Origin of the sequence: Psychromarinibacter sp. S121, from assembly GCF_049801035.1 — a bacterium.
In the GTDB taxonomy this organism is placed as follows: domain Bacteria; phylum Pseudomonadota; class Alphaproteobacteria; order Rhodobacterales; family Rhodobacteraceae; genus Psychromarinibacter.
Window position 1 is genome coordinate 40,768 of record NZ_JBNAGE010000002.1, and the last position, 20,657, is coordinate 61,424.

Annotated in this window: 26 protein-coding genes; 10 read left to right on the plus strand and 16 right to left on the minus strand. The window is 65.8% G+C overall.

Annotation, left to right across the window (positions count from 1 at the left end):
- Window positions 1-14: 14 nt before the first annotated feature.
- Complete coding sequence (locus tag ACP156_RS08475; RefSeq protein WP_425050875.1) at window positions 15-1,181, plus strand: benzoate/H(+) symporter BenE family transporter; 1,167 nt, start codon at window positions 15-17, stop codon at window positions 1,179-1,181.
- Here the strand turns inward: ACP156_RS08475 and ACP156_RS08480 are convergent, their stop codons facing one another.
- The 4 genes from ACP156_RS08480 to ACP156_RS08495 all read right to left on the minus strand — a co-directional run bounded on the left by ACP156_RS08480 (window position 1,182) and on the right by ACP156_RS08495 (window position 4,920).
- Window positions 1,182-1,649 carry a DUF1203 domain-containing protein gene (locus ACP156_RS08480; protein WP_425050876.1) on the minus strand — a complete coding sequence of 156 codons (468 nt, stop codon included), beginning with the start codon at window positions 1,647-1,649 and terminating at the stop codon, window positions 1,182-1,184.
- 83 nt (window positions 1,650-1,732) lie between these two features.
- Window positions 1,733-3,004, minus strand: a complete 1,272-nt coding sequence (locus tag ACP156_RS08485) for a bifunctional folylpolyglutamate synthase/dihydrofolate synthase (RefSeq protein WP_425050877.1) — start codon at window positions 3,002-3,004, stop codon at window positions 1,733-1,735.
- A complete protein-coding gene (accD, locus tag ACP156_RS08490; protein ID WP_425050878.1) occupies window positions 3,001-3,966 on the minus strand; it encodes an acetyl-CoA carboxylase, carboxyltransferase subunit beta in 966 nt (321 codons plus the stop codon). The genes ACP156_RS08485 and accD overlap by 4 nt, the downstream gene beginning before the upstream one ends.
- A 75-nt stretch (window positions 3,967-4,041) precedes the next feature.
- A complete protein-coding gene (locus ACP156_RS08495) occupies window positions 4,042-4,920 on the minus strand; it encodes a lysostaphin resistance A-like protein (protein WP_425050879.1) in 879 nt (292 codons plus the stop codon).
- 94 nt (window positions 4,921-5,014) lie between these two features.
- Here ACP156_RS08495 and ACP156_RS08500 point away from each other — a divergent pair, with 94 nt between their 5' ends.
- The 3 genes from ACP156_RS08500 to ACP156_RS08510 all read left to right on the plus strand — a co-directional run bounded on the left by ACP156_RS08500 (window position 5,015) and on the right by ACP156_RS08510 (window position 6,974).
- Window positions 5,015-5,683 (plus strand): hypothetical protein, encoded by a 669-nt coding sequence (locus ACP156_RS08500; protein ID WP_425050880.1) that lies wholly within the window; start codon window positions 5,015-5,017, stop codon window positions 5,681-5,683.
- A 108-nt stretch (window positions 5,684-5,791) separates the two neighbouring features.
- Window positions 5,792-6,580, plus strand: a complete 789-nt coding sequence (locus tag ACP156_RS08505) for a DUF6478 family protein (RefSeq protein ID WP_425050881.1) — start codon at window positions 5,792-5,794, stop codon at window positions 6,578-6,580.
- 13 nt (window positions 6,581-6,593) lie between these two features.
- Window positions 6,594-6,974: a hypothetical protein gene (locus ACP156_RS08510; protein WP_425050882.1), complete on the plus strand. Its 381-nt coding sequence runs from the start codon at window positions 6,594-6,596 to the stop codon at window positions 6,972-6,974.
- Between the two features lie 7 nt (window positions 6,975-6,981).
- On the opposite strand, the gene ACP156_RS08515 is transcribed toward ACP156_RS08510, so the two are convergent.
- Window positions 6,982-7,374 (minus strand): hypothetical protein, encoded by a 393-nt coding sequence (locus tag ACP156_RS08515; protein ID WP_425050883.1) that lies wholly within the window; start codon window positions 7,372-7,374, stop codon window positions 6,982-6,984.
- Between the two features lie 310 nt (window positions 7,375-7,684).
- Between ACP156_RS08515 and ACP156_RS08520 the strand changes: the two genes are divergently transcribed.
- The gene (locus ACP156_RS08520) at window positions 7,685-8,590 is read left to right on the plus strand and encodes a LysR family transcriptional regulator (protein WP_275632222.1); all 906 of its coding nucleotides are present in this window, start codon (window positions 7,685-7,687) and stop codon (window positions 8,588-8,590) included.
- Window positions 8,591-8,620: 30 nt separating this feature from the next.
- On the opposite strand, the gene ACP156_RS08525 is transcribed toward ACP156_RS08520, so the two are convergent.
- The 4 genes from ACP156_RS08525 to ACP156_RS08540 form a co-directional block, all read right to left on the minus strand.
- A complete protein-coding gene (locus ACP156_RS08525; RefSeq protein WP_425050884.1) occupies window positions 8,621-9,559 on the minus strand; it encodes an OmpA family protein in 939 nt (312 codons plus the stop codon).
- Window positions 9,556-10,089, minus strand: coding sequence for a peroxidase-related enzyme (locus ACP156_RS08530; RefSeq protein WP_425051886.1), 534 nt, complete (start codon window positions 10,087-10,089; stop codon window positions 9,556-9,558). Before ACP156_RS08530 ends, ACP156_RS08525 begins: the two co-directional genes overlap by 4 nt.
- A gap of 69 nt (window positions 10,090-10,158) precedes the next feature.
- Window positions 10,159-10,794, minus strand: coding sequence for a GNAT family N-acetyltransferase (locus ACP156_RS08535; protein WP_425050885.1), 636 nt, complete (start codon window positions 10,792-10,794; stop codon window positions 10,159-10,161).
- Window positions 10,795-10,874: 80 nt separating this feature from the next.
- Window positions 10,875-11,606, minus strand: a complete 732-nt coding sequence (locus tag ACP156_RS08540) for a competence/damage-inducible protein A (RefSeq protein WP_425050886.1) — start codon at window positions 11,604-11,606, stop codon at window positions 10,875-10,877.
- A 57-nt stretch (window positions 11,607-11,663) separates the two neighbouring features.
- Here ACP156_RS08540 and sfsA point away from each other — a divergent pair, with 57 nt between their 5' ends.
- Window positions 11,664-12,377, plus strand: coding sequence for a DNA/RNA nuclease SfsA (gene sfsA, locus ACP156_RS08545; protein WP_425050887.1), 714 nt, complete (start codon window positions 11,664-11,666; stop codon window positions 12,375-12,377).
- Here sfsA and ACP156_RS08550 read toward each other — a convergent pair.
- Entirely contained in the window at window positions 12,361-12,987 is a 627-nt protein-coding gene (locus tag ACP156_RS08550; protein WP_425050888.1) for a hypothetical protein, read from the minus strand. The two genes, sfsA and ACP156_RS08550, sit on opposite strands and share 17 nt — an antisense overlap.
- Before the next feature lie 159 nt (window positions 12,988-13,146).
- Between ACP156_RS08550 and map the strand changes: the two genes are divergently transcribed.
- A complete protein-coding gene (gene map / locus ACP156_RS08555; protein WP_425051887.1) occupies window positions 13,147-13,938 on the plus strand; it encodes a type I methionyl aminopeptidase in 792 nt (263 codons plus the stop codon).
- Window positions 13,939-13,976: 38 nt separating this feature from the next.
- On the opposite strand, the gene ACP156_RS08560 is transcribed toward map, so the two are convergent.
- Complete coding sequence (locus ACP156_RS08560; RefSeq protein WP_425050889.1) at window positions 13,977-14,708, minus strand: SDR family oxidoreductase; 732 nt, start codon at window positions 14,706-14,708, stop codon at window positions 13,977-13,979.
- Between the two features lie 105 nt (window positions 14,709-14,813).
- Here ACP156_RS08560 and ACP156_RS08565 point away from each other — a divergent pair, with 105 nt between their 5' ends.
- A complete protein-coding gene (locus ACP156_RS08565) occupies window positions 14,814-15,704 on the plus strand; it encodes a LysR family transcriptional regulator (RefSeq protein WP_425050890.1) in 891 nt (296 codons plus the stop codon).
- Here the strand turns inward: ACP156_RS08565 and ACP156_RS08570 are convergent.
- Genes ACP156_RS08570 through ACP156_RS08585 form a run of 4 tightly spaced genes read right to left on the minus strand, consistent with a single transcriptional unit; the run spans window position 15,701 to window position 18,511 of the window.
- Window positions 15,701-16,060, minus strand: coding sequence for a hypothetical protein (locus ACP156_RS08570; protein WP_425050891.1), 360 nt, complete (start codon window positions 16,058-16,060; stop codon window positions 15,701-15,703). The two genes, ACP156_RS08565 and ACP156_RS08570, sit on opposite strands and share 4 nt — an antisense overlap.
- Complete coding sequence (locus ACP156_RS08575; protein ID WP_425050892.1) at window positions 16,057-16,704, minus strand: HAD family hydrolase; 648 nt, start codon at window positions 16,702-16,704, stop codon at window positions 16,057-16,059. Before ACP156_RS08575 ends, ACP156_RS08570 begins: the two co-directional genes overlap by 4 nt.
- Window positions 16,705-16,737: 33 nt before the next feature.
- Window positions 16,738-17,304, minus strand: coding sequence for a 16S rRNA (guanine(966)-N(2))-methyltransferase RsmD (rsmD, locus tag ACP156_RS08580; protein WP_425050893.1), 567 nt, complete (start codon window positions 17,302-17,304; stop codon window positions 16,738-16,740).
- Window position 17,305: 1 nt separating this feature from the next.
- The gene (locus tag ACP156_RS08585) at window positions 17,306-18,511 is read right to left on the minus strand and encodes an NAD(P)/FAD-dependent oxidoreductase (protein ID WP_425050894.1); all 1,206 of its coding nucleotides are present in this window, start codon (window positions 18,509-18,511) and stop codon (window positions 17,306-17,308) included.
- A gap of 84 nt (window positions 18,512-18,595) precedes the next feature.
- On the opposite strand from ACP156_RS08585, the gene ACP156_RS08590 reads away from it, so the two are divergent.
- A complete protein-coding gene (locus ACP156_RS08590) occupies window positions 18,596-19,087 on the plus strand; it encodes a peroxiredoxin (RefSeq protein ID WP_425050895.1) in 492 nt (163 codons plus the stop codon).
- 138 nt (window positions 19,088-19,225) lie between these two features.
- On the plus strand, window positions 19,226-19,936 hold the full coding sequence (locus ACP156_RS08595) for an NYN domain-containing protein (protein WP_425050896.1): 711 nt from the start codon (window positions 19,226-19,228) through the stop codon (window positions 19,934-19,936).
- On the opposite strand, the gene ACP156_RS08600 is transcribed toward ACP156_RS08595, so the two are convergent.
- Complete coding sequence (locus ACP156_RS08600) at window positions 19,933-20,556, minus strand: TetR/AcrR family transcriptional regulator (RefSeq protein WP_425050897.1); 624 nt, start codon at window positions 20,554-20,556, stop codon at window positions 19,933-19,935. The genes ACP156_RS08595 and ACP156_RS08600 overlap by 4 nt on opposite strands.
- Window positions 20,557-20,657 lie beyond the last annotated feature (101 nt).

A 20,657-nucleotide genomic window follows, 5' to 3' on the forward strand; every position in this document is an offset into this window, starting at 1 on the left:
GACAGGTCATTCCCTTGCCCCGCATCGCCCCACCGCTTCAGACCGTCACCACCGGCTTTGTCGTCGCAGTCGTCGGCTTTTTCAGTTCCTTCCCGATCCTGCTGCAAGGCATCCGGGCGATGGGCGCCGACGATGTACAAGCTGCGTCCGGCCTGATGTTCGCAGCCCTCGCGATGGGGCTGGCTGGTCTGGTTCTCAGCGTCTGGAGCCGCATCCCCGCAAGCGTCGCGTGGTCCACCCCGGGCGCGGCGCTGCTGGCCTCGACCATGGTGCCCGAGGGCGGTTTCGCCGTTGCGGTCGGCGCTTTCCTGTTCGCGGGCGTGCTGACGCTGGTGGCGGGCCTCTATCGCCCGCTTGGCCGCCTGACCACCGCGATCCCCGCGCCGCTGGCGCAGGCGATGCTGGCGGGCGTATTGCTGGGCCTTTGCCTTGCCCCGTTCCGCGCGCTGGGAGAGGTGCCGCTGACCGCGTTGCCGATCCTGATCACGTGGTTCGTCGTCAGCCGCTTCAACCGCACCTTCGCGGTGCCGGCCGCCGTGCTGGTGGCCTTCGCGCTGACCGTCATCGAACAGGGCTATACCGTCCCGTTGCCCGACCACCTGCTGACCGTGCCCCGGTTCGTCATGCCGCAGTTCGAGCTATCGGCGCTGCTTGGCATCGGCGTGCCGCTGTTCATCGTGACGATGGCCGCGCAGAACATTCCCGGCATCGCGGTTCTGCGCAGCTTCGGCTACGAGCCATCCGCCCCGCGCCTTCTGTCTGGCACCGCGATTGCCAGCATCCTGTCCGCACCCTTTGGCGCGCCGCAGACCTGCGTGGCGGCAATCACGGCGGCGATGTGCAGCGACGCGGATTCGCATCCCGACCCGGCGCAACGCTGGTGGTCGGCAGTGATGGCGGGGCTGGTCTATTGCCTGTTCGGCCTGTTCGCCGCTGTGATCACAACGCTTGCCGCAGCCGCCCCCGATATGGCGGTCGAGACCTTGGCCGGTGTGGCGCTGCTTGGTGTCTTCGCCCACTCCGCAGGAGCGGCGCTAGAGAAGCCCGACACGCGCGAGGCGGCGGCGGTGACCTTCCTCGTCACCGCTTCGGGCGTCACTATCATCGGGCTTAGTGCCGCTGTCTGGGGTCTTCTGCTGGGCGGCATCGTCCACGCCGCCATGTCGCTGAAGCGCCGCTGATCACACGCGCGTGGCCCGCGCCGCATAGCAGCCCTGTTTCGCGTGGTGGATCGCGACCTCGGCAATCTCGGGCGCGGCCAGCATCGCATCCAGCGCCGGACCCAGATCGCCGCCATCCACGACATCCGCGGTCCGCATCATCCCCGTGGCGTCGAAGGCGCGTAGCGACAGCAGACGTCGCGCCAGCGCCTCGGGCACCTCGTCTGGCGCAGGCCGCGCGGTGGCGACACCGGGGCGCACAAAGATCGCATGGGTGGCGCGATACGGCGTGTCGGCGTCGTGGCAGCAGTGATTCAGCAGGATGATCGTTTCGCCCACCTCGGCGTCGGCAAGGCTGATGCGGCAGGGATAGCCGGGGGTTTTGGCAACGGTAACGCGCTGCGCCCGGCGGGCGGTCAGCGCGTCGTCATCCAGCGCGAAGAGCGGTGCGAAGTCCTCGGCAGGCAAGGCGTGGATCTGGAACGGCATGTGCAGGTCTCCAATTGAACAGAGACAGACATGCCGCGCCGGGCCTGCGCGGGCGATCCGCTTCCTGCGGAATGACGAAGGCCTCAGCCGTTCTCGGCCAGAACCGTCCCCGCCAGATACAAGGACCCGCAGATAAGGATCCGCGCTCCGGGTTCGCGCCGCGCGATCTCGGTCACCGCGTCCAGCACCGAATGCGCCTGCTCTGCCTCGATCCCCGCCTTCCGTGCGGCAACGGCGGTCTCGGCGGCGGTCAGCGTCGCGCTGACACCGTCGATGCTGACGGCCCGCAACCCCTGCGCCAGATGCGCCATCGGGTGCAGGTAGCCGACCGGGTCCTTCGTGTTCAGCATCCCGCAGATCAGCCAAAGCGGCTTTGGCGGAAGGTCGGCCAGCGTTCGCGCCAGCGTCTCGCCCGCCGCGGGGTTATGGCCGCCGTCCAGCCAGACTTCTGCCTTGGGCGCGGCGTCCACCACCGGCCCGCGGCGCAGGCGCTGCATCCGGGCGGGCCAGTCCGCGTTCACCAGCGCCGGCTCGTAAGAGCCTTCGCCGACACCAAGGTGACGCAGCGCCATCAGCACCATGCCCGCGTTGTCGAACTGGTGATGTCCCAGCAGCTTTGGCAGCGGCAGGTCCAGCAACCCGTCCTCGTCCTGAAACACCAGCCGGCCATGTTCGGTCGTCACGTGCCAGTGCTGGCCTTGGGTCAGCAGCGGCGCTCCGACCTTCGCAGCCTGACGCTCGATCACTTCCAACGCCTCGTCCGTCTGGCGACCGACCACGCAGGGCACACCCCGCTTCAGGATACCCGCCTTCTCGAAGGCGATCTCGGCCAGCGTCTCGCCAAGATAGCTTTGGTGATCCATCGAGATCGGAGTGATCACGCACAGGGCGGGCTCGACCACGTTGGTCGCATCAAGCCGCCCGCCAAGTCCGACCTCAAGAAGCGTGTAGTCCGCCGGGGTCCGTGCAAAGGCAAGCAGGGCCGCGCAGGTGGTGATCTCGAAATAGGTGATCGACTCGCCGCCGTTCGCGGCCTCGCACTCGTCCAGCACCGCCGACAGCGCGTCTTCCGAGATCAGCTCTCCGGCCAGACGGATGCGTTCGTGGAAACGCAACAGATGCGGCGAGGTATAGGCGTGGGCGCTTTTGCCAACGCCCTCGATCCCCGCGCGCAGCATGGCCTGGGTTGAACCCTTGCCGTTCGTCCCGGCGATGTGGATCACCGGGGGCAGGCGGTCTTGCGGATCGCCAAGCGCATGCAGCAGACGCCACACCCGATCCAGCGTGAGGTCGATGATCTTCGGGTGCAGCGACATCATCCGGTCAAGGATGACGTCCGATGTTTCGGTGGTCACTCGGTCTTGGCCTCCGCGGCCGCCTCCGCTGCGGGCAAGGCCGTCTCCTCCGGCTTCGGTGCTGCCAGCGCGGCGGTCTCGTCCGGCGCGGGCAGGTCGCCACGGACGGCGGGGCCAAGCCCCATCAGCATCCGGACGATGGTGATCAGCTCGTCGCGCATGTCCTTGCGGTGCGTCACGCGATCAAGCATCCCGTGGTCCAGCAGGTACTCGGCCCGCTGGAAGCCCTCGGGCAGTTTCTCGCGGATCGTCTGCTCGATCACGCGGGGACCGGCAAAACAGATCAGCGCATTCGGCTCGGCGATGTGGACGTCGCCCAGCATCGCGTAGGACGCGGTGACGCCGCCGGTCGTCGGGTGCGTGAGCACGACGATATAGGGCAGCCCGGCCTCTTTCAGCATCTCGACCGCGACGGTCGTGCGCGGCATCTGCATCAGCGACAGGATGCCTTCCTGCATCCGCGCGCCACCGGCGGCAGAAAACAGGATCAGCGGCTGGCCCGCTTCGACCGCGCGCTCGGCGGCGGCGATGATGGCGTTGCCGACATACATGCCCATCGAGCCCGCCATGAAGCTGAAGTCCTGCGCGGCGCAGACAACGGGCGTGCGCCCGATCTCTCCCTGCGCCACCAGCATCGCCTCTTTCTCGCCCGTCTCGCGCTGGGCTGCGCGCATCCGTTCGGGATAGCGTTTCTGGTCGCGGAACTGCAGCGGGTCGGCCACCGGCTCGGGCACCGCGACCTCGGTGAAGACGCCGCCGTCGAACAGCGCCTCGAAGCGCGCGCGGGGCGTGATGTTCATGTGGTGGTCGCAGTTGGTGCAGACGTTCAGGTTGTCCGTCACCTCGCGGTGGAACAGCATGGTTCCGCACTCGGGGCACTTCGTCCATAGATTCTCGGGCGTCTCGCGGCGCGAGAACAGCGAGTTGATCTTGGGGCGGACGTAGTTGGAGATCCAGTTCATCGGGTGCCCTTGAGTGGGTTTCGGGTCATCATTCCGGTCATGGCGTCAGATAGTCGGCGGCGCGGCGAAATGCAATCAACGCGCAAGAAACCGCCGCGCAAGACGCCACGCCACCAGCAGCGCGAAGCAGTCGAACACGACCTGCCAGCCGGTCGCGCCGGGCAGATAGGGCGTGGTGAACAGCGACAGGCCGCTGATGTTGCCCTCGGTCGACAGGATCAGGATCGCGCCCGCGTTGTTCGTGAAATGCAGCCCCCACGCCGCGCCCAGCGTTCCGGTGCGGACGGTAAGATCGGTGGCGATCAGGGCGAAGATGCCGGTCGCGAACACAAGGTGCCACGTCTCGGACCCCATCGCCGGGTCACGGTGCAGCAGGCCGAAACCCACCGCGGGAAGGACGCCCCAGATCATCGGGCTGCAGAACCGGGCGGCCAGCTGCTGCATGATGTAGCCGCGGAACACCAGTTCCTCGGCCCCGGTCTGCAGCAGCACACCGGCCAGCGACAGCGGCAGCAACATCGCCCACAGACCGAAATCCACGTTGGGCGACACGTCATAGGCCGTGACCCAGAACAACAGCGCGGCAACCTGTACCGCGGCGGTGCACAGGGCGACGCGCCCGAAGTCACGCAGCGCCTGCCGCAGCGGGCCGATCAGCGTCCCGATCCCGCGCTGGTGCAGCATCGGCGCCATCAGCAGCGGCCCCGCCACCATGGCGGCGAAACTGCCAAGCAGGACAAGCGTGCCGAATGGCCGCTCGGACCGCGTCGCGACATCCACCAACCACGAGGCCGACGGCACGCCGACGACCGCGCCCAGCAGGCTGAAGTATAAAACCAGCCCGCCCGCGTAGACGCCAAGACCCAGAAGCAGGCCCAGCACCAGCCGCCAGACCTCGGGCCGCGTGCGCGCAGGGGCGACGTAGTCTTCGAATGGTGTGCTGTCAGACGGCATGGATCCCCCGCGCCCGGGACCCTCAAGTCCGCTTGTTTCGGGCGTTGCGATTTCCTATCCCGGTCGGTACCGCATTTGCAACGGGAGGCGGCACATGCCCACGATCTCGACACGCCTGCAACGCCTGACGGCCGGTCTGGCCCTTGTCGCCCTGACCGCCTGCAGCGGCGGCGCGGGGCTGGGCGACCTGACCTCGGGGCTTGGCGCGGGCCTGTCGCGCAAACCGCCCCGCACGGTCGAGGTGGCGCGCGGAGAGGTCACCGTCAGCGGGCCGCAGGGCTATTGCGTCGACCGTGCAGGCAGCCGCCTGAACGCGGAAACGCCCTTTGTTCTGCTGGGCGCCTGCGCTTCGATCGCGCGCGACAGGCGCGCCGGCCAGCCGCTTCAGCAGGGGCTTCTGACGGTCGCCGTGTCACCCCCTGATGCGGGGCCGAGCTTTGCCGAGACGCTGCCCCAGCTTGAGGGGTTCCTGTCCTCGCCCGCCGGGCGCGCCGCCTTGGCGCGGGACGGCCGCGATACCTCGGTCGAGGTGCTGGACACCCGGCGCGAGGGCGACGCAATGCTGGTCCTGCTGCGCGACACCAGCGAAACCGGTCTGCCCGGCACCGACGCGACCTACTGGCGCGGGCTGTTCGAGGTGAACGGCCACCTCGTCACCGCCTCGGTCATGAGCTTTGCGGGAAAACCGATGGCCCCGGACCTTGCGCTGGCGACGCTGCGCGGCGTGATCGCGGGGACCCGACAGGCCTCGCGCGCGGGCTGAAATGCAGCAATCGGCCGCGTTTCCCCCGCATTCGGGGGGCTCGGCCTTTTTCTCGGCCGGATTATCTGTTTCTAAACAGAGGACAACCAAGACTTCCGCTCTGCGGTTGTGACGAAAGCGAACGGTTTGGGCAGGATCAGCGACACGATACGACACCGGGCCATGCTGCGCCGCTGGACCCGCGCCGCGCGACGGGCCGAGACGACGGATCTCGGCACGCTTCGTGACCTGCGCGCGCAGGCACGAGAGTTGCGGCGGCGGCTGAACAAGGTGCTCTATATCGCCGAGGAACGGCTGACGCTGCCCCTGATCGGATCGGATGCGATCCAGAAACCGCTGCATTGCGACTGGTGGTACCGTCCGGAACTGTGGCGCGGCCAGATGCAGCCGCCCGGCCTTGTCGCCGTGGACAGCAAGACCGAGTACGGCGAAGAGGTGAAGGTGTTCCACGACTGCCGTGTCAGCGAACTGACGCTGCGCCAGGTCCGCAACACCCGCGAAAGCGACCTTGCCCCCTTCGGCCTGCGGATGGACGTGTTCCGCTTCGACGGCTCGTTCCTGTCGCTGGTGGTCGAACTGCCCGAAAGCGCGGTGCTGGGGCTGGAACGGCGGCACATCGTACGGATGACCACCGTGGTCGAGGCCGAGAAACCGCTGGAGATCTTTGCGCGGCTGAACATCAAGAACGGCCCCAACGTCGAACAGATCGTGCGGGAACTGCCGATCACCGCGACCGAGGCGGACGAGGTGAACGTGGAATTCGACCTCGCCTATACCAAGATGAACGAGAAGCGGGTGGAACGTATGTGGCTCGACCTGATCTTCGAGGGCGCGCAGATGAACCAGATCCTTCTGCGCGACCTCGCCCTGACGCGACGCCCGCGCGCCGAGATTTGAACGGAGCCAGCCGATGATCGAGCTTTCGCTGACCAAGACGCGCATTCAGGCGGGCATCTGGGAAGGTATCCTGACCGGGGGCCCGCAAGACGGCGATGTGCCGGACCTTCAGGTCACCCACCTCGGCAAGACGCTGAACACCGTTGCGGTGACGCCCGACCCAGACGCGCCGGGGCGCTGGCAGGTCAAGATCGCCATCCCGCCCGAGCTTTTGTCGGACGGTGTGCAGACCTTCCTGATCCAGAACGGCGCGACCGGCGAAACGCTGAACAGCTTCACCGTGGTGACCGGAGAGCCCTTGGGCGACGACATCCGCGGAGAGATGGATCTGCTGCGGGCGGAACTCGACATGCTGAAGCGCGCCTTCCGGCGTCACTGCAACGAGACGATGTAAGGAAAGGTCAGGCCGCCGCGTTGCCGCCCGACTGCCGCTCGACCAGCGACCGCGCCGCGCAGACCAGGGTCGCCGCAAGGATCACACCGCCAAGCCCGGCGATGAAATCCACGGCCGAAGGTTCGCGCCCCGGCACCAGCATCTGAGCATATTCGATCAGGTTCGCGCTGGACACCAGCGCCAGCACCACGCTGGCGACGCCGAGGATGTCGATCAGCGCGACGGTCAGCACCGCGAAGACCAGACCATAAACAAGCGGCATCGTATCCGTCGGCATGTGCATGTCCGACGCGAAGCTGCCTAGCGCAATCAATCCCCAGACGCCGACAAGCACGACCGGGTAGATGGCGATGCTGACAAGGAAGGATTTGAGAATCTCGATCAGGCGACTGCGGAACATGGGCAACCTCTTGTAAGCGGTACATGCCTTCATGCCGATTCAATCGGGCCTAAGTTTGACACCCTCGCAGATCCTGCCCGATTTTCGCCACAGGAAACGCTGTGTGCGGATTTCCGCAATAAACGTAATCCCTTGATCATCAATCCGCGCATAGGGCCCCGGGCCGTTTCGCCCACTCGGTGAATGTGTTTCCCTGCCTCGGACGATCCGCGCGATCACCAAGATATTGTCCGGCCCGGTTCCAAATCTCGCCTGAATTGCCCCGGATAAACGGAACCCGAGGGGCCGATGGGAAAGAACGAGTGAGTTTATGGACAGATTGACGGAAATGGAGGCCTTCGCGACGGTCGTGGACCAGGGTGGGTTCACTGACGCTGCCAAGAAGATGGGGATCTCTAAGTCTGCCGTGTCGAAACACGTTTCGTCCTTGGAAGCGCGACTGGGTGCACGGCTTCTGAACCGGACGACGCGACGCGTCAGCCCGACCGAGATCGGCCTTGCCTACTACGATCGTGCCCGCCGGGTACTGAACGACGCCGGAGAGGCGGATGCGCTGGTGACCTCGATGCAGTCGGCGCCGTCCGGTCTGCTGCGGATCAGCGTCGCCACCGACTTTGGCGTGAACCACCTGTCGCCGGTGCTGGGAGAGTTCCTGTCGGACTTCCCGGACGTGACGGTGAACATGGTGCTGAACAACCGTTTCGTGGAACTGATTTCGGAAGGCTTCGATATGGCCGTCCGGATCGGCGAGCTTGAAGACAGCACGCTGCGTGCCCGCAAGCTGACCGAGACCACCAAACGCATGATCGGCGCTCCGTCCTACTTCCAGAAGTACGGCCGGCCGATGAAAATCGACGATCTGAACGAACACAAGCTGCTGCATTATTCCAGCCAGTCCTCGGGCAACGTCTGGCGTCTCACCGCGCCATCGGGCGAGAAACGCCAGGTCCGGACCGCTGGTTGGCTGTCGGTGAACGACGGGCAGTCGCTGTTGAACGCGGCCATCTCGGGGCTTGGCATCGCCTACCTCCCGAGCTTCCTTTACGCCGACGCGCTGCGTCAGGGGCTGGTGGAAGAGGCCATTCCGGAACTTCCGGTCGAAACGCAGGGCATTTACGCGGTGTACCCGCCGGGCCGCTTCACGCAGCCCAAAGTCCGCGCGTTCATCGACTTCCTTGTCCATCACTTTGCGGACAAGGGGCCGGAAAACTGGTAAACTAATAATAACCCTTCAGGTGCACACTTCTTACTGGGTCGAGGTCATAATGACTTCGACCCTTCTGTTTTGCGTGCGCCCTTCCGGCGTCAGGTTGCTGGCGCGCGGCGCAAGAAAGCCGACTCCGTCGGCGGCCACCTGCGCGGCATTCACACCGTAAACGCTGACCAGATGCTCCATCACCGCAGTCGCCCTGCGGCGCGAGACGGTGATGTTCACCTGCAATGAGCCCTCGGCATCCGTATGTCCGACCAACGTCACCGTTCGTTCGGGGTTGGCCTTCAGATAGGCCGCAAGGCTGCTGAGTGACTCGAACTCGCCCGATCCAAGCTCGGTCGAGCCGGGCCGGAACGCCAGATCCAAAAGCGTCGCGTGACCCTTCGCTTCAAGCTGCTCTACCAACGGCCCGTTCGTGTCCGACACAACCGGCGAGGTCGGCGCGGGCGTTTTGGTCGACGCAGTAAAGACCGGGGTCCGCTCGGGCGGCCCGATCCGGGTGATCTGGACAAAGCCGGTGTTGGTGCTGCGGCTGACGACAAGGCTGACATAGCCGTCGCCCCCTGGCCCTTCAGCCGCGAGATAGCGGAAATCGCCTAGGTTCACGTGCATGTCCGGCTCGGGCAGAAGGTCGATCTCGTACCGGAAATCGAAGCCGCCGCACTCGCGGGTGTTGCACTCGTAGATCGGGGAATAGCCCGCGTCGATCAGCTGATCGCGCAGCGGGGCAAGAATCTGCATCGTGGTCAGTGAACCGTCGCCCACCACCCACGCGGTCTGTTCCAGCGCGCCCTCGGCGGTGATGCCATCGATGTCGCCCTCGGCATAAGGTCCGTTCGGCAGGAACAGGCTGTCCTCTGCCGCGGTCTTCCGCGCCTGCAATTCCGCCTCGCCGGGAAAGCGCAGGGTCTCGGCCAGCGCCGGACCCGCGGCGGTGATCGCCAGCGCGGATATCGCGGCGGTCCAGCTCACCGGAAGGACCCGTGATAATCGTCGTTTGGCGCCATCGCCACGCCCGAAGCCACGCGGTTCGTCATGTTGAAGAACGCGGCCACGCTGGCGATGTCGAAGATATCCCGGTCGCTGAATCCCGCGTCGCGCAGGGCCTGCCGGTCGGCTTCCTCTGTCTTGTGGCTTTCGGTCGTCAGCTTCTCGGCGAACAACAGCATCGCACGCTGCCGCGCATCCAGCTTCGCGGTGCGCCAGTTGAACGCCATCCGCTCGCCAAGCACCGGGTCGCCCGACAGTTGCCGTACCGCCGCGCCATGGGCGACGAGGCAGTACCAGCATTTGTTGATCGAACTGACGACCACCGCGATCATCTCGCGTTCCAGCTTGGACAGACCGCTGTCGCCAAGCATCAGGTCGTTGTACATCGCGGTGAAGGTGTTGAGCTTTTCAACGTCGAAGGCATAGGCCTTCAAGACGTTCGGGATCATGCCAAGCTTCTCCTGGCAGACGTCGAAGTACTTTCGCGTCGCGTCCGGCAGCGGTTCGACCATGGGAAGGTCGAGCGCGAGGATCTGCTCGTCAGACTGTGTCACTTCTGCTCCGTCACCCGTGTCCCGGGCTTATTTTATTCGGTAGTGATAGTATCCGACAACCTTCATCCCGAGTGAAGAATACAGAGCATTTGCCGAGACATTTGAGCGGGTTACCGCCAGTGCAAGTGTGGTCGCACCTTGATTTTGTGCCCAGAACGCAGCGGCCCTCATCATATTGCGGGCCACGCCCAGCCTGCGCAGCGCCGGAACGACCTCTAGCGCGTGGATCATCGCGACTTTCCCGTCACAGGCAACAAAGCCGGATGCCGCCGGTTGGTCTTGAATCCGGCCCAAAAGCCCGGTTTTTGGGCATTTCACACGTTCCATAACCGCCAGTCGCGCGGGCCCGATGCCGCCTTCGGCCCAGATCTCGGCCATGATCGCCAGCGGCGGCCATGCCGGCATCGCAGAGACCGGAGGCACCGGTTCTGTTGTCAGATCCGCCACCTCGACCGCATACAGGGCAACCGGGTCCTTCACCGCGTAGCCGTTCGCCTCCAGCAGAGCGTCCAGTGCGTCGTCTCCGTCGCGGATCATGAACAGTGGCTGTTGGCCCAGATCGGCCATTGCGGCTTCGGCGGCGGGAAGATCATCGTCCGAGAAGGCGTCGACCGCTGTCGCGGCGGAGACCCGGCTGCCGCCGCCCTGCCCGTCACGGATCATCCACGGCCCAACCCGGAACGCGCGGGCGGGGGCCCACGTCGCCTCGGTGACCGGGTAGATCGCGGAACCTTCGGGAAGGCTCACACCGAAACCCCGTCCAGCCGCGACACCAGTTCCTCTGCCACCGCGTCGACCACCGCCGGGTCCTGTCCGCGCACCACGAGGTTGGTGCCGTACTTGCCGTCGCGGGTGAACGGATAGGACCCAAGCGACAGGTCCGGATGCGCCTTCGCCAACGCGCCCAGATCGGCGGCGACGTCACCCTCGGGCCGGTCGACGCGGACCGTGCGCGACACCACCGGCGCGCCGCCGGTCAACGTGGGCAGAACGCTTTCCACCATCGCGTTGAAGATCGACGGCACCCCCGCCATCACGTGCACGTTGCCCAGCGTGAAGCCGGGCGCCGCGGACACCGGGTTGTCGATCAGCGCCGCGCCGTCCGGAATGCGCGCCATCCGTAGCCGGGCCTCGTTCAACTCGGTGCCGTTGCGGTCGTAATGCGCCTGAAGGATCGCCCGCGCATCGTCGCGCACGTCAATCGGCGCACCGAAGGCATCGGCGATGGCGTCTGCGGTGATGTCGTCATGCGTCGGCCCAATCCCGCCCGAGGTGAACACGGTGTCATACGCCTTTGACAGAGCCTGAACCGCCGCCACGATGGCCGCGTGGTCGTCCGCCACGAAGCGCACTTCCTTCAGATCGATCCCCGCCGCGGTCAGCTCGATTGCAAGATGGTTCGAGTTGGCGTCGCGGGTGCGTCCCGACAGGATCTCGTCCCCGATGACAAGCATTGCGGCGGTGGGGTTTGGCATGGCGGGCTCCCTCGGATTCGTCTGGAAGAATTCGTCCTACCGTGTAAGTCGGTTCCCATGCACTTCGCCACCCCTCTCGTCCCCGCCCGCCTGATCCGCCGCTACAAACGCTTCCTTGCCGACGTGCGGCTGGAGGACGGGACCGAGGTCACCGCGCATTGCCCGAACCCCGGCAGCATGATGGGGCTGGCGGAACCGGAGATGCGGATCTGGCTGGAACCGAACGACGACCCGAAGAAGAAGCTGAAATACGGCTGGCGGCTGGTCGAACATGACACCGGCGACTTCACCGGGATCGACACCGCCGTTCCCAACCGGATGCTGAAGGACGCGCTGATCGCGCGGGCGGTGCCGGCGCTGGCCGACTATCCGCAGGTCCGCGCAGAGGTGAAGTATGGCGAGAAAAGCCGCGTGGACTTCCAGCTGTCCGGTGACGGCCTGCCCGACGCCTATGTCGAGGTGAAGTCCGTGACCCTGCTGCGCCAGCCCGGCGTCGCCGAGTTTCCCGACGCAAAGACCGCCCGCGGCGCGCGCCACATGGCCGAGCTTGCCGCCATGGTGGCCGAGGGGCACCGCGCCTATGTCCTGTTCCTTGTCCAGCGCACCGACGCCAGCGAGGTTCGCATCGCCCACGACATCGACCCGGCCTACGGGCGGGCCCTGCGCGATGCAAAGGCGGCGGGCGTCGGCATCCTTGCCCACGCCTGCGGCATCACCCCCGAAGGCGTGACGCTGGGCCCCGCGCTTCCGGTCTCTACTGAGGCGCCGTGACCGAGATCGAAGGATCGTATTCGAACCGGATCTCGTGACGCGCCATGTCCATGCCCTCGGTCCACGAATTGACGAATTCGGTCATCTCCATCCGCATCATCAACCCCGTCTCGGGATCGACCCACGCATCCGTCAACGCGCCGTAGAACATGCCGTTGTCGTCCTTGTCGGTCTGCGTCCGCCACGTGTAATGCAGCAGCCCGTCCTCTTCGCCATGACAGACTGTGTCGGTCAGGTTGGCGCGGTTCTGGGCCAGCCCCTCGCGCATCTGCTCTTCCCGGCCCTCGGGCATCTGGTAGCCAAGGCTTTCCCAAGGTCCGTCCAAGGAAGGGCCGTTCCAAAGGTCCCGGTCGATCGCCATGGTAAAGTGGTTCTCGGCCGTCACCCCCGCGATGGTGTTCAGCGGCCCGTCGAACAGCGCCTCGTTCAGGCGGGTCGGGTTGCCGTCGGCATCGTATTCCTGAGTGAACTGATGCAGCGGCGGGCGGGCGAAGGGGTCCATCGCACCGCCATCGTCGAACAGCGCGGCGACCTCGTCGAGGCAGGCATCGGCATGGGCGGGCGCGGCCAGAAGGACGGCGGCGAGGCAGGCGGAAAAAGTGCGAACCATGGGAGTTTCCAGAATGAAGCAGGTCAATACCCCATGCGTAGCACGGGCAGCCGGGTACGCAAACGCGGCCCGCCTCTGGTTTTGCGGACGCGGCTGGCTTATGTAGCGGGACAGTATCAAGGAATGAGGCCCCGCGTGGACGACAGCAGCCGCGGCAGGATGACCAAGGACGGCATCCGCATCTATGAACCGGGCGATTTCGCCGGAATGCACGCGGCCGGAAAGGTCGCGGCACAGATTCTGGACGACATCGCGCCGATGATCGAGGTCGGGCGCACCACCGCCGAGATCGACGCCGAGATCACCCGGCTGGTCGACGTGTATGGCTCGACCTCTGCCACCATCGGCTACAAGGGCTATCAGCACGCCAGCTGCATCAGTGTGAACCACGTGGTCTGCCACGGGATTCCGGGCGACAAGAAGCTGAAGGACGGCGACATCCTGAACATCGACGTCACCGTGATCGTCGATGGCTGGTTCGGCGATACCAGCCGCATGTATGTCGCGGGCAAACTGCCCCGAAAGGCGGAACGGCTGATCGAGGTCACGCATGACTCGCTGATGCTGGGCATCGAGGCGGTAAAGCCGGGCAACACCTTCGGCGACATCGGCCACGCCATCCAGACCTTCGTCGAAGCCAACCGCATGTCGGTGGTCCGCGACTTCTGCGGGCATGGGCTTGGCCGCGTGTTCCACGCGCCGCCGAACGTGCTGCACTATGGCCGTCCGGGCACCGGGCCGGTGCTGGAGGAAGGCATGTTCTTCACCATCGAGCCGATGGTGAACCTTGGCCGACCCGAGACCAAGGTGCTGGGCGACGACTGGACCGCCGTGACCCGCGACAAAAGCCTGTCGGCGCAGTTCGAGCATTCGGTCGGCGTGACGGCGGACGGGGTCGAGATCTTCACCCTTTCCCCCGGCGGCCTGTTCCACCCGACCTACCAGCAGTAGATCGCCCACGGGCCGGTCAGGGACCGGCCCGCACCTGTTCAGACGACGCCGCCATTCGCGCGCAAGGTCTGACCGTTGATCCATCCGCCATCCGCGCTGGCAAGGAATCGGATGACTCGGGCGATGTCGGCCGGCTCGCCCAAACGACCAAGCGGGATCATGCCGCGAATACGGTCGACCAGTTCCTCGCTTTTGCCGTCCAGAAACAACTCGGTCGCCACCGGCCCCGGCGCGACGGCGTTCACGGTGATGCCGCGCGACCCAAGCTCTTTGGCAAGGATCTTCGTCACCGCCTCGATCCCCGCCTTGGTGGCGGCATAGGCGGCGTATCCGGGCTGGTACAAGCCAACAACGCTGGACGACAGGTTCAGGATCCGCCCGCCCTCCACGATCCGCGTCGCGGCCTCGCGCATCAGCCGGAACGGCCCCGCGAGGTTGGTGGCGATATGATTATCGAGCATGTCATCCTCGGTCTCTGAAATGCTGCTTAGGGACATAGTTCCAGCGTTGTTCACCAACAGACCCACCGGCCCCAGCACGGACTCGGCGGCGTCGAACAATGCCCTGGCTGCACCCGGATCCGACAGGTCCGCCTGCACCGCGGCGGCCCGGCCACCGGCTGCCACGATCTCGTCAACGACCGCAGCCGCGGCGTCCGAACTGTGGGCATAGCTGACCGCGACGGCCCAGCCGTCGGCGGCAAGCACACGGGCGATCTCGGCGCCGATCCCACGGGATGCGCCGGTTACGATTGCGGTTCGGATGGTCATGGAGAGCCTCCTTTTGTCTGGCCTTGGGCGAAAGTATGCGACTCCCCTCGGCAAACAATCGCTTGCGATTTGACATAACAATTCACTGTCAGCTAATAATCTTCGATGGACCGGATCGACCGGATGCAACTCTTCGCCCGCATCGTGGAAGGCGGGAGCTTCGTGAAAGCCGCAGCAGAGCTCGGCATGGCACGATCCACGGCGACTCAGGCGATCAAGGCGCTAGAGCAGGAACTGGGCGTTCGGCTGCTGGCCCGAACAACCCGCCACGTCAGCCCGACGCCGGAGGGCGAGGAATACCACGCCCGCGTCCGCGCGATCCTTGCCGAAGTCGATGCGGCGCACAGCGCGTTCAGCGCCGACAGCCCCTCGGGCCACTTGCGGATCGACGCGCCAAGCCTTCTGACCCGCACTTTCATCGTCCCCCGTCTGCCTGCCTTCCTGGCCCGCCATCCTCGGATCACGCTGCAATTCGGGCAGGGCGAACGGCTGGTCGATCTTGTCCGCGAAGGCGTCGATTGCGCCCTGCGCGCGGGCGAGCCCGAGGACAGCAGCCTGATGATGCGGCGGCTGGGCGAACTGCCGGAAATCACCTGCGCCAGCCCGGCCTATATCCAGACCCACGGCATGCCGCACAGCATCGACGCGCTGGAAGGGCACCGCATGGTCGGGTTCGTGTCATCGCGGACGGGCAAGGTGATGCCGCTGGAGTTTCTGGTGAATGGCCGGTTGCAGACCCGGATGCTGCCCGTCGCGGTGTCCGCCGACAGCGCCGACACGACCGCCGATCTCGCCCGCATGGGGTTTGGGCTGATTCAGGCGCCGCGCTACCGCTTCGCGGCGGAACTGGCGCAGGGCGATCTGGTCGAGGTGCTGTCCGATGTGCCCCCCGCGCCGATGCCGCTGAACGTGCTGCACCCGCAGGACCGGCAGATTTCGAGACGGCTTGCGGTGTTCCTCGATTGGTTGAAGGACGTCTTCGCGGACCTGTCCTAACCTGACGACCGCCGGGGCGGCATTGGCGTGGCGCGCGTCAGGTTCCAGTATCCGTCCGGCCAGTGTTCCGCGCTATGCGCAGGTTCTACCGCGATGCCTCCGAACCGCGCCTCGTGCACCAGCACCGGGCGGCCTAGCAACAGACAGACCGCGCCACGACATTCGGTGCGCTCGTCGCTGCCCGCGACCCACCACGCAAAGCCGCCGGACAGCGCGGTGTTGCCAAATTCCAAAGCATTGCCCGCGCCGTCCGTCACACGTTCGCGGCAGTCTTTGCAGATGTACCACGGGTAGCGCAGGAAGGCGCGCTGGGGGACGCCGCAGGCCGGGCAGAAATGCTCGGCCGGATCGCTCACAACCCCAGCAGTCCCGGCAGGTCGGACATCCGGTGGAACGGCTCTGCCCCCACCGCTTTCAGCCGCGCGCCATCGTTGTGCTCGGCGTACCCCATCGTCCGCATCCCCGCGCGCACCCCGGCAGTGCAACCGGTGGCGCTGTCGTCGACGACCGCGCATTGCTCGGGAGGAACGCCGGCGTCGCGAGCGGGTTTCAGGTACAATTCGGGGTCCGGCTTTGCGACGCCAAGCGTATGCGCCGAGTACAGAGTAGTCTCTAAACGCGCGTATAGAGCCGGATGACCACCCAGCGTGATCGACATTTTGCGAAGCGACCCGTTCGAACCGACGGCATAGGGAATGCCCGCCGCATCAAGCTGATCGAGCACGTCTTCGATCCCGTCGACCAGTGGCGTGCCCTTGGCGAGTTCCGCATACATTTGCTCGTAGAAGGCATCGACCCAGCCCTCGGGAATGTCGGCCCCCATCTCGCGCGCCGTCTCACCCACGCTGGCCATGGTGCCGCCCACGAAAACCTCTTCGATCCGGTCAAGAGTCAGGTCCAGCCCCCGCGCCGCGAGGTCGTCGCGCAGCAGCCGGTTCGTGATTGGCTCGCTATCCACAAGAACGCCGTCGCAGTCAAAGATCACAAGGGAAGGGCGCATCGGAAGCCTGTCAGTTGGTCATGGAAAGTAGAGTCAGCCTGCCGACCGCTCGAGAAACGTCACGTGTGTATCACCGTACCGGCGGGTGTCGAGCAGCTCGAACCCCTCGGGCGCGGTCTGTGGCCCGTTCTCCTCCCACACGATCAGGGCGCCGGGCGCGATCCAGCCACCAGTAACAGCGGCTTCCAGCGCCTTCGCGCCAAGGCCTTTGCCATAGGGCGGATCAAGGAAGACCAGCGTCGCAGGCGCACCCGTCACCGGACCAAGCCGGGTCGCGTCACGCTTGATCAGGGCGGTGCGGTCCGCGCTGCGGGTCAGGCCGATGTTCTCGCGGATCAGCGCGCGCGCCTTGCCGCCGTCGTCCACGAAAGTGACATGCGCCGCGCCGCGCGACAGGGCCTCCAAACCCAGCGCACCGGTCCCGGCGAACAGGTCCAGCACCTCGGCCCCCTCGATCGGATCGCCGAAATGCCCGCCCGACAGCACGTTGAACAGCGACTCGCGCACGCGGTCCGTGGTGGGCCGCAGGTGCGCCCCCGCATCGCCCTTGCCGACCGAGGCCAGACGCAGCCCGCGCATGGTCCCGGCGATGATCCGCATGTCAGCCCCGCAACAGCGTCTTCAGCTCGGTGTCCGGGTTCGCGATGGCCTCGGCGTCCGGGTTCTTGCCCATCTCCAGCAGCCGTTTGCCCACCATGTAGCTGCGCGCGTCGTTCATCGAGTCGACGGCAAGAAACTGGTCGCCCTTGAAGTACCAGAACGACACCGCCGCGCCCTCGCCACGCGTGATGATACGGTCATAGCCGGTCGACAACCCCGCGATCTGCAGCTTGCAGTCGTACTGGTCAGACCAGAACCACGGGTAAGGCAAATAGTCCTTGCCCGCGCCCAGCATGTTCTCGGCCACGCATTCCGCCTGATCGATGGCGTTCTGCACAGACTCCAGCCGGATGCGCCCACCCTTGTACGGGAACGAGGCGCAATCGCCCGCGGACCAGATATCCTCGTCCGAGGTACGGCCCTGCGCATCGGTCTTGATGCCGTTCTCGATCTCCAGTTCGCAGGCTTCGGCCAGCGCGATGGCAGGAGCGATGCCGATGCCGACGATCACCACGTCGACGGCCAGTTCTTCGCCGTGGCTCAGGACCGCGCCCGAAACATGATCGTCGCCCACCAGTTTCTGAAGGCCGACGCCCTCGCGGATGTTCACGCCCTTGTCGGTGTGCAGCGCGCGGAAATAGTCAGAGGTCTCGGGCGATGCGACGCGTTGCAGGATGCGGTCGGCCATCTCGACGACGGTGACGTCCATCCCCGACTTGCGGGCGACCGCAGCCGCTTCCAGCCCGATATAGCCACCACCCACGACCAACGCGCGGGCGCCTTCCTTGAACATCGGCGCCATCGCGTCGACGTCGGCCAGCGTGCGCACGGTGAAGACACCCGGCAGGTCGCCCCCGATCGCGGCGGGCAGCCGGCGCGGGATCGAGCCGGTGGTCAGCGCCAGCTTGTCGTAGGGAATGCGCCGGTCGCCGGCGATCACTTCCTTGCCGCCCCGGTCGATGGTGTCGACGTGCAGGTCGGTGATGACCTCGATGTTGTTTTCTTCGTAAAACGTCGCGGGCCGCAGGTACAGACGCTCCTGTCCGACGTCGCCCAGCAGGTAGGCTTTCGACAGCGGCGGGCGTTCGTAAGGAAGCGCGGGCTCTTCGCCGATCAGGGTGATCTTGCCCTCGAAGCCCAGCTTCCGCAGCTTCGCCACCAGAGATGCCCCGGCCTGCCCGGCCCCGATCACAACGATATCGTCCATCCGCCCTCTCCCAGTACCTGTCACGTGCCGAAACCTTCCTATATCTACCGTCAGAGGAATGGCAATCAGGGAAGGATGCCGCGAATGGCACTAGAAGTGGGCGATACGTTTCCGGGCGGAACGGTTCTGACGCTAGGCGATGACGGACGGCCGGCTCCGGTCGAGCTGGGAGAGAAGCTTGAAGGCCGCAAGGTGGTGATCTTTGCCCTGCCCGGCGCCTTCACCGGCACCTGCTCGACCGCGCATATGCCAAGCTTCGTGCGCACCGCGGACGAAATCCGCGGCAAGGGCGTGGACGAGGTGATCTGCCTGTCGGTCAACGATCCATTCACCCTGTCGGCGTGGGGCACCCAGCTGGGCGCCGACGATGCCGAAATCACCATGCTCGCCGACGCCGGTGGCGAGGTGACCAAGGCGCTGGGGCAGGATTTCACCGCGCCGCCCGCCGGGCTGTATGGCCGGTCCAAGCGCTATGTCTGCGTCGTCGAGAACGGCAAGATCACCCACGTCGGCGCCGAGCCGAACCCGGGCGAATGCCAGATCTCGTCCGGCGAGGCGGTGCTGGAAGCGCTGTAAAAGACGAAACAGGGACCGGGCGCGCAACGACCACAAAGCGCGCCCGGCCCACATGGCGCGGGCCCGCCGCCGGGCTTTCCATCGGGCCGGCGCTATGGCATGGGTCGCGCGATGGTGCAGACCCGAAAGGAGGCCCAGATGGCCGACCGCGACCGCCCGCTCTATGCCGTCCTGATCGACGCCGACAACATCCCCGCCAAGTTCGCCGCGCCGATCCTGAAGGAAATCACCACCTTCGGCGAACCCGCGCTGCGGCGGGTCTATGGCGACTGGTCGTCAGGCCGCCTGTCGGCTTGGGCGAAAGAAGTGCGGACGCTGGGCATGGTCGCGCATCAGGAAAGCGCGAACACCGTCGGCAAGAACGCCAGCGACATCGGGCTGGTGATCGACGCGATGGACATCCTGCATACCGGCCGGTTCGACGGCTTCGTGCTTGTGTCGTCGGACAGCGACTTTACCGCGCTGGCCAACCGTATCCGCGAACAGGGTCTCGACGTGATCGGCATCGGCGAGGGCAAGGCCCCCGAAAGCCTGCGGAACGTCTGCAACCGCTTCGTCCTGATCGAGAACATCATCGACGAACCCGAACCTGTGAAGGGCGCGCCGCCCGCTCCGGGCAAGCAGCAGCCGACGCAGGCGATCCCGCTGATCTTGCGGGCAATGGACAAGATCCAGCAGGACGACGAGTGGTATGCGCTGGGCCAGATCGGCCAGTACATCACCGCAGACAACCCCGACTTCGACACGCGGACCTACGGCAAGCGCAAGCTGTCGGACCTTGTCGAGGGGCTGAAACGCTTCGAGACACGGAAGACCGGCAATCAGCTCCAGGTGCGGCGGCTGGATTAGTCTTTCCGGCCGTAACGGGCGAGGAACATCTCGACCGCGCCCCGGATCACCCGGCTGACCTCGGCGTCGGTGAACCCGTCACGGATGCCCAGAACCCACTCGATGTGAAGCCCGGCCTTGCACAGTTCGATGAACTGCTCGGCGGCGAAACCCACGTCGTCGATATCCAGCTCGCCCGCCTCGATCCGGTCCTTCAGGTAGCAGACCAGCGCGCCGCGGGCGCGGGTCGGGCCGGAGTTGTAGAACTCCCGGCCCAGTTCCGGAAACCGTTCGGCTTCGGAAACCGCGATGCGAAAGGTCTGGCGGCCAAAGTCGGACAGAAAGAACTTCGTCATCTCGGTCGCCGCCTCGAACAGCACGTCGCAGGCGGGGCCGGCCATCTGGATACGCGCCACCGCAGCCTCGGCCTGCCGCTGGCATTCGCGCTGAGCGACCTCCATGAACAGCCGTCGCTTGTCGGGGAAATAGCTGTACAGCGTCGCCTTCGACACCTGCGCGGCGCGCGCGATGTCGTCCACGCTCGCCCCCTCGAAGCCTGCGCTCAGAAAGATCTCGCGGGCGCCCTCGACCACCTGGTCGAACTTGCGGCCGTGCTTGATGTCACCCATTCCGGCGGTCATTTCATCCCCGTCCAGTGGACTTTATGAATATAAACCGAACGGTTCAGTTCCGACAAGGACGGCCGCGATGAAAGGCGGTAAGTTGCCCTTGTCATTACGGA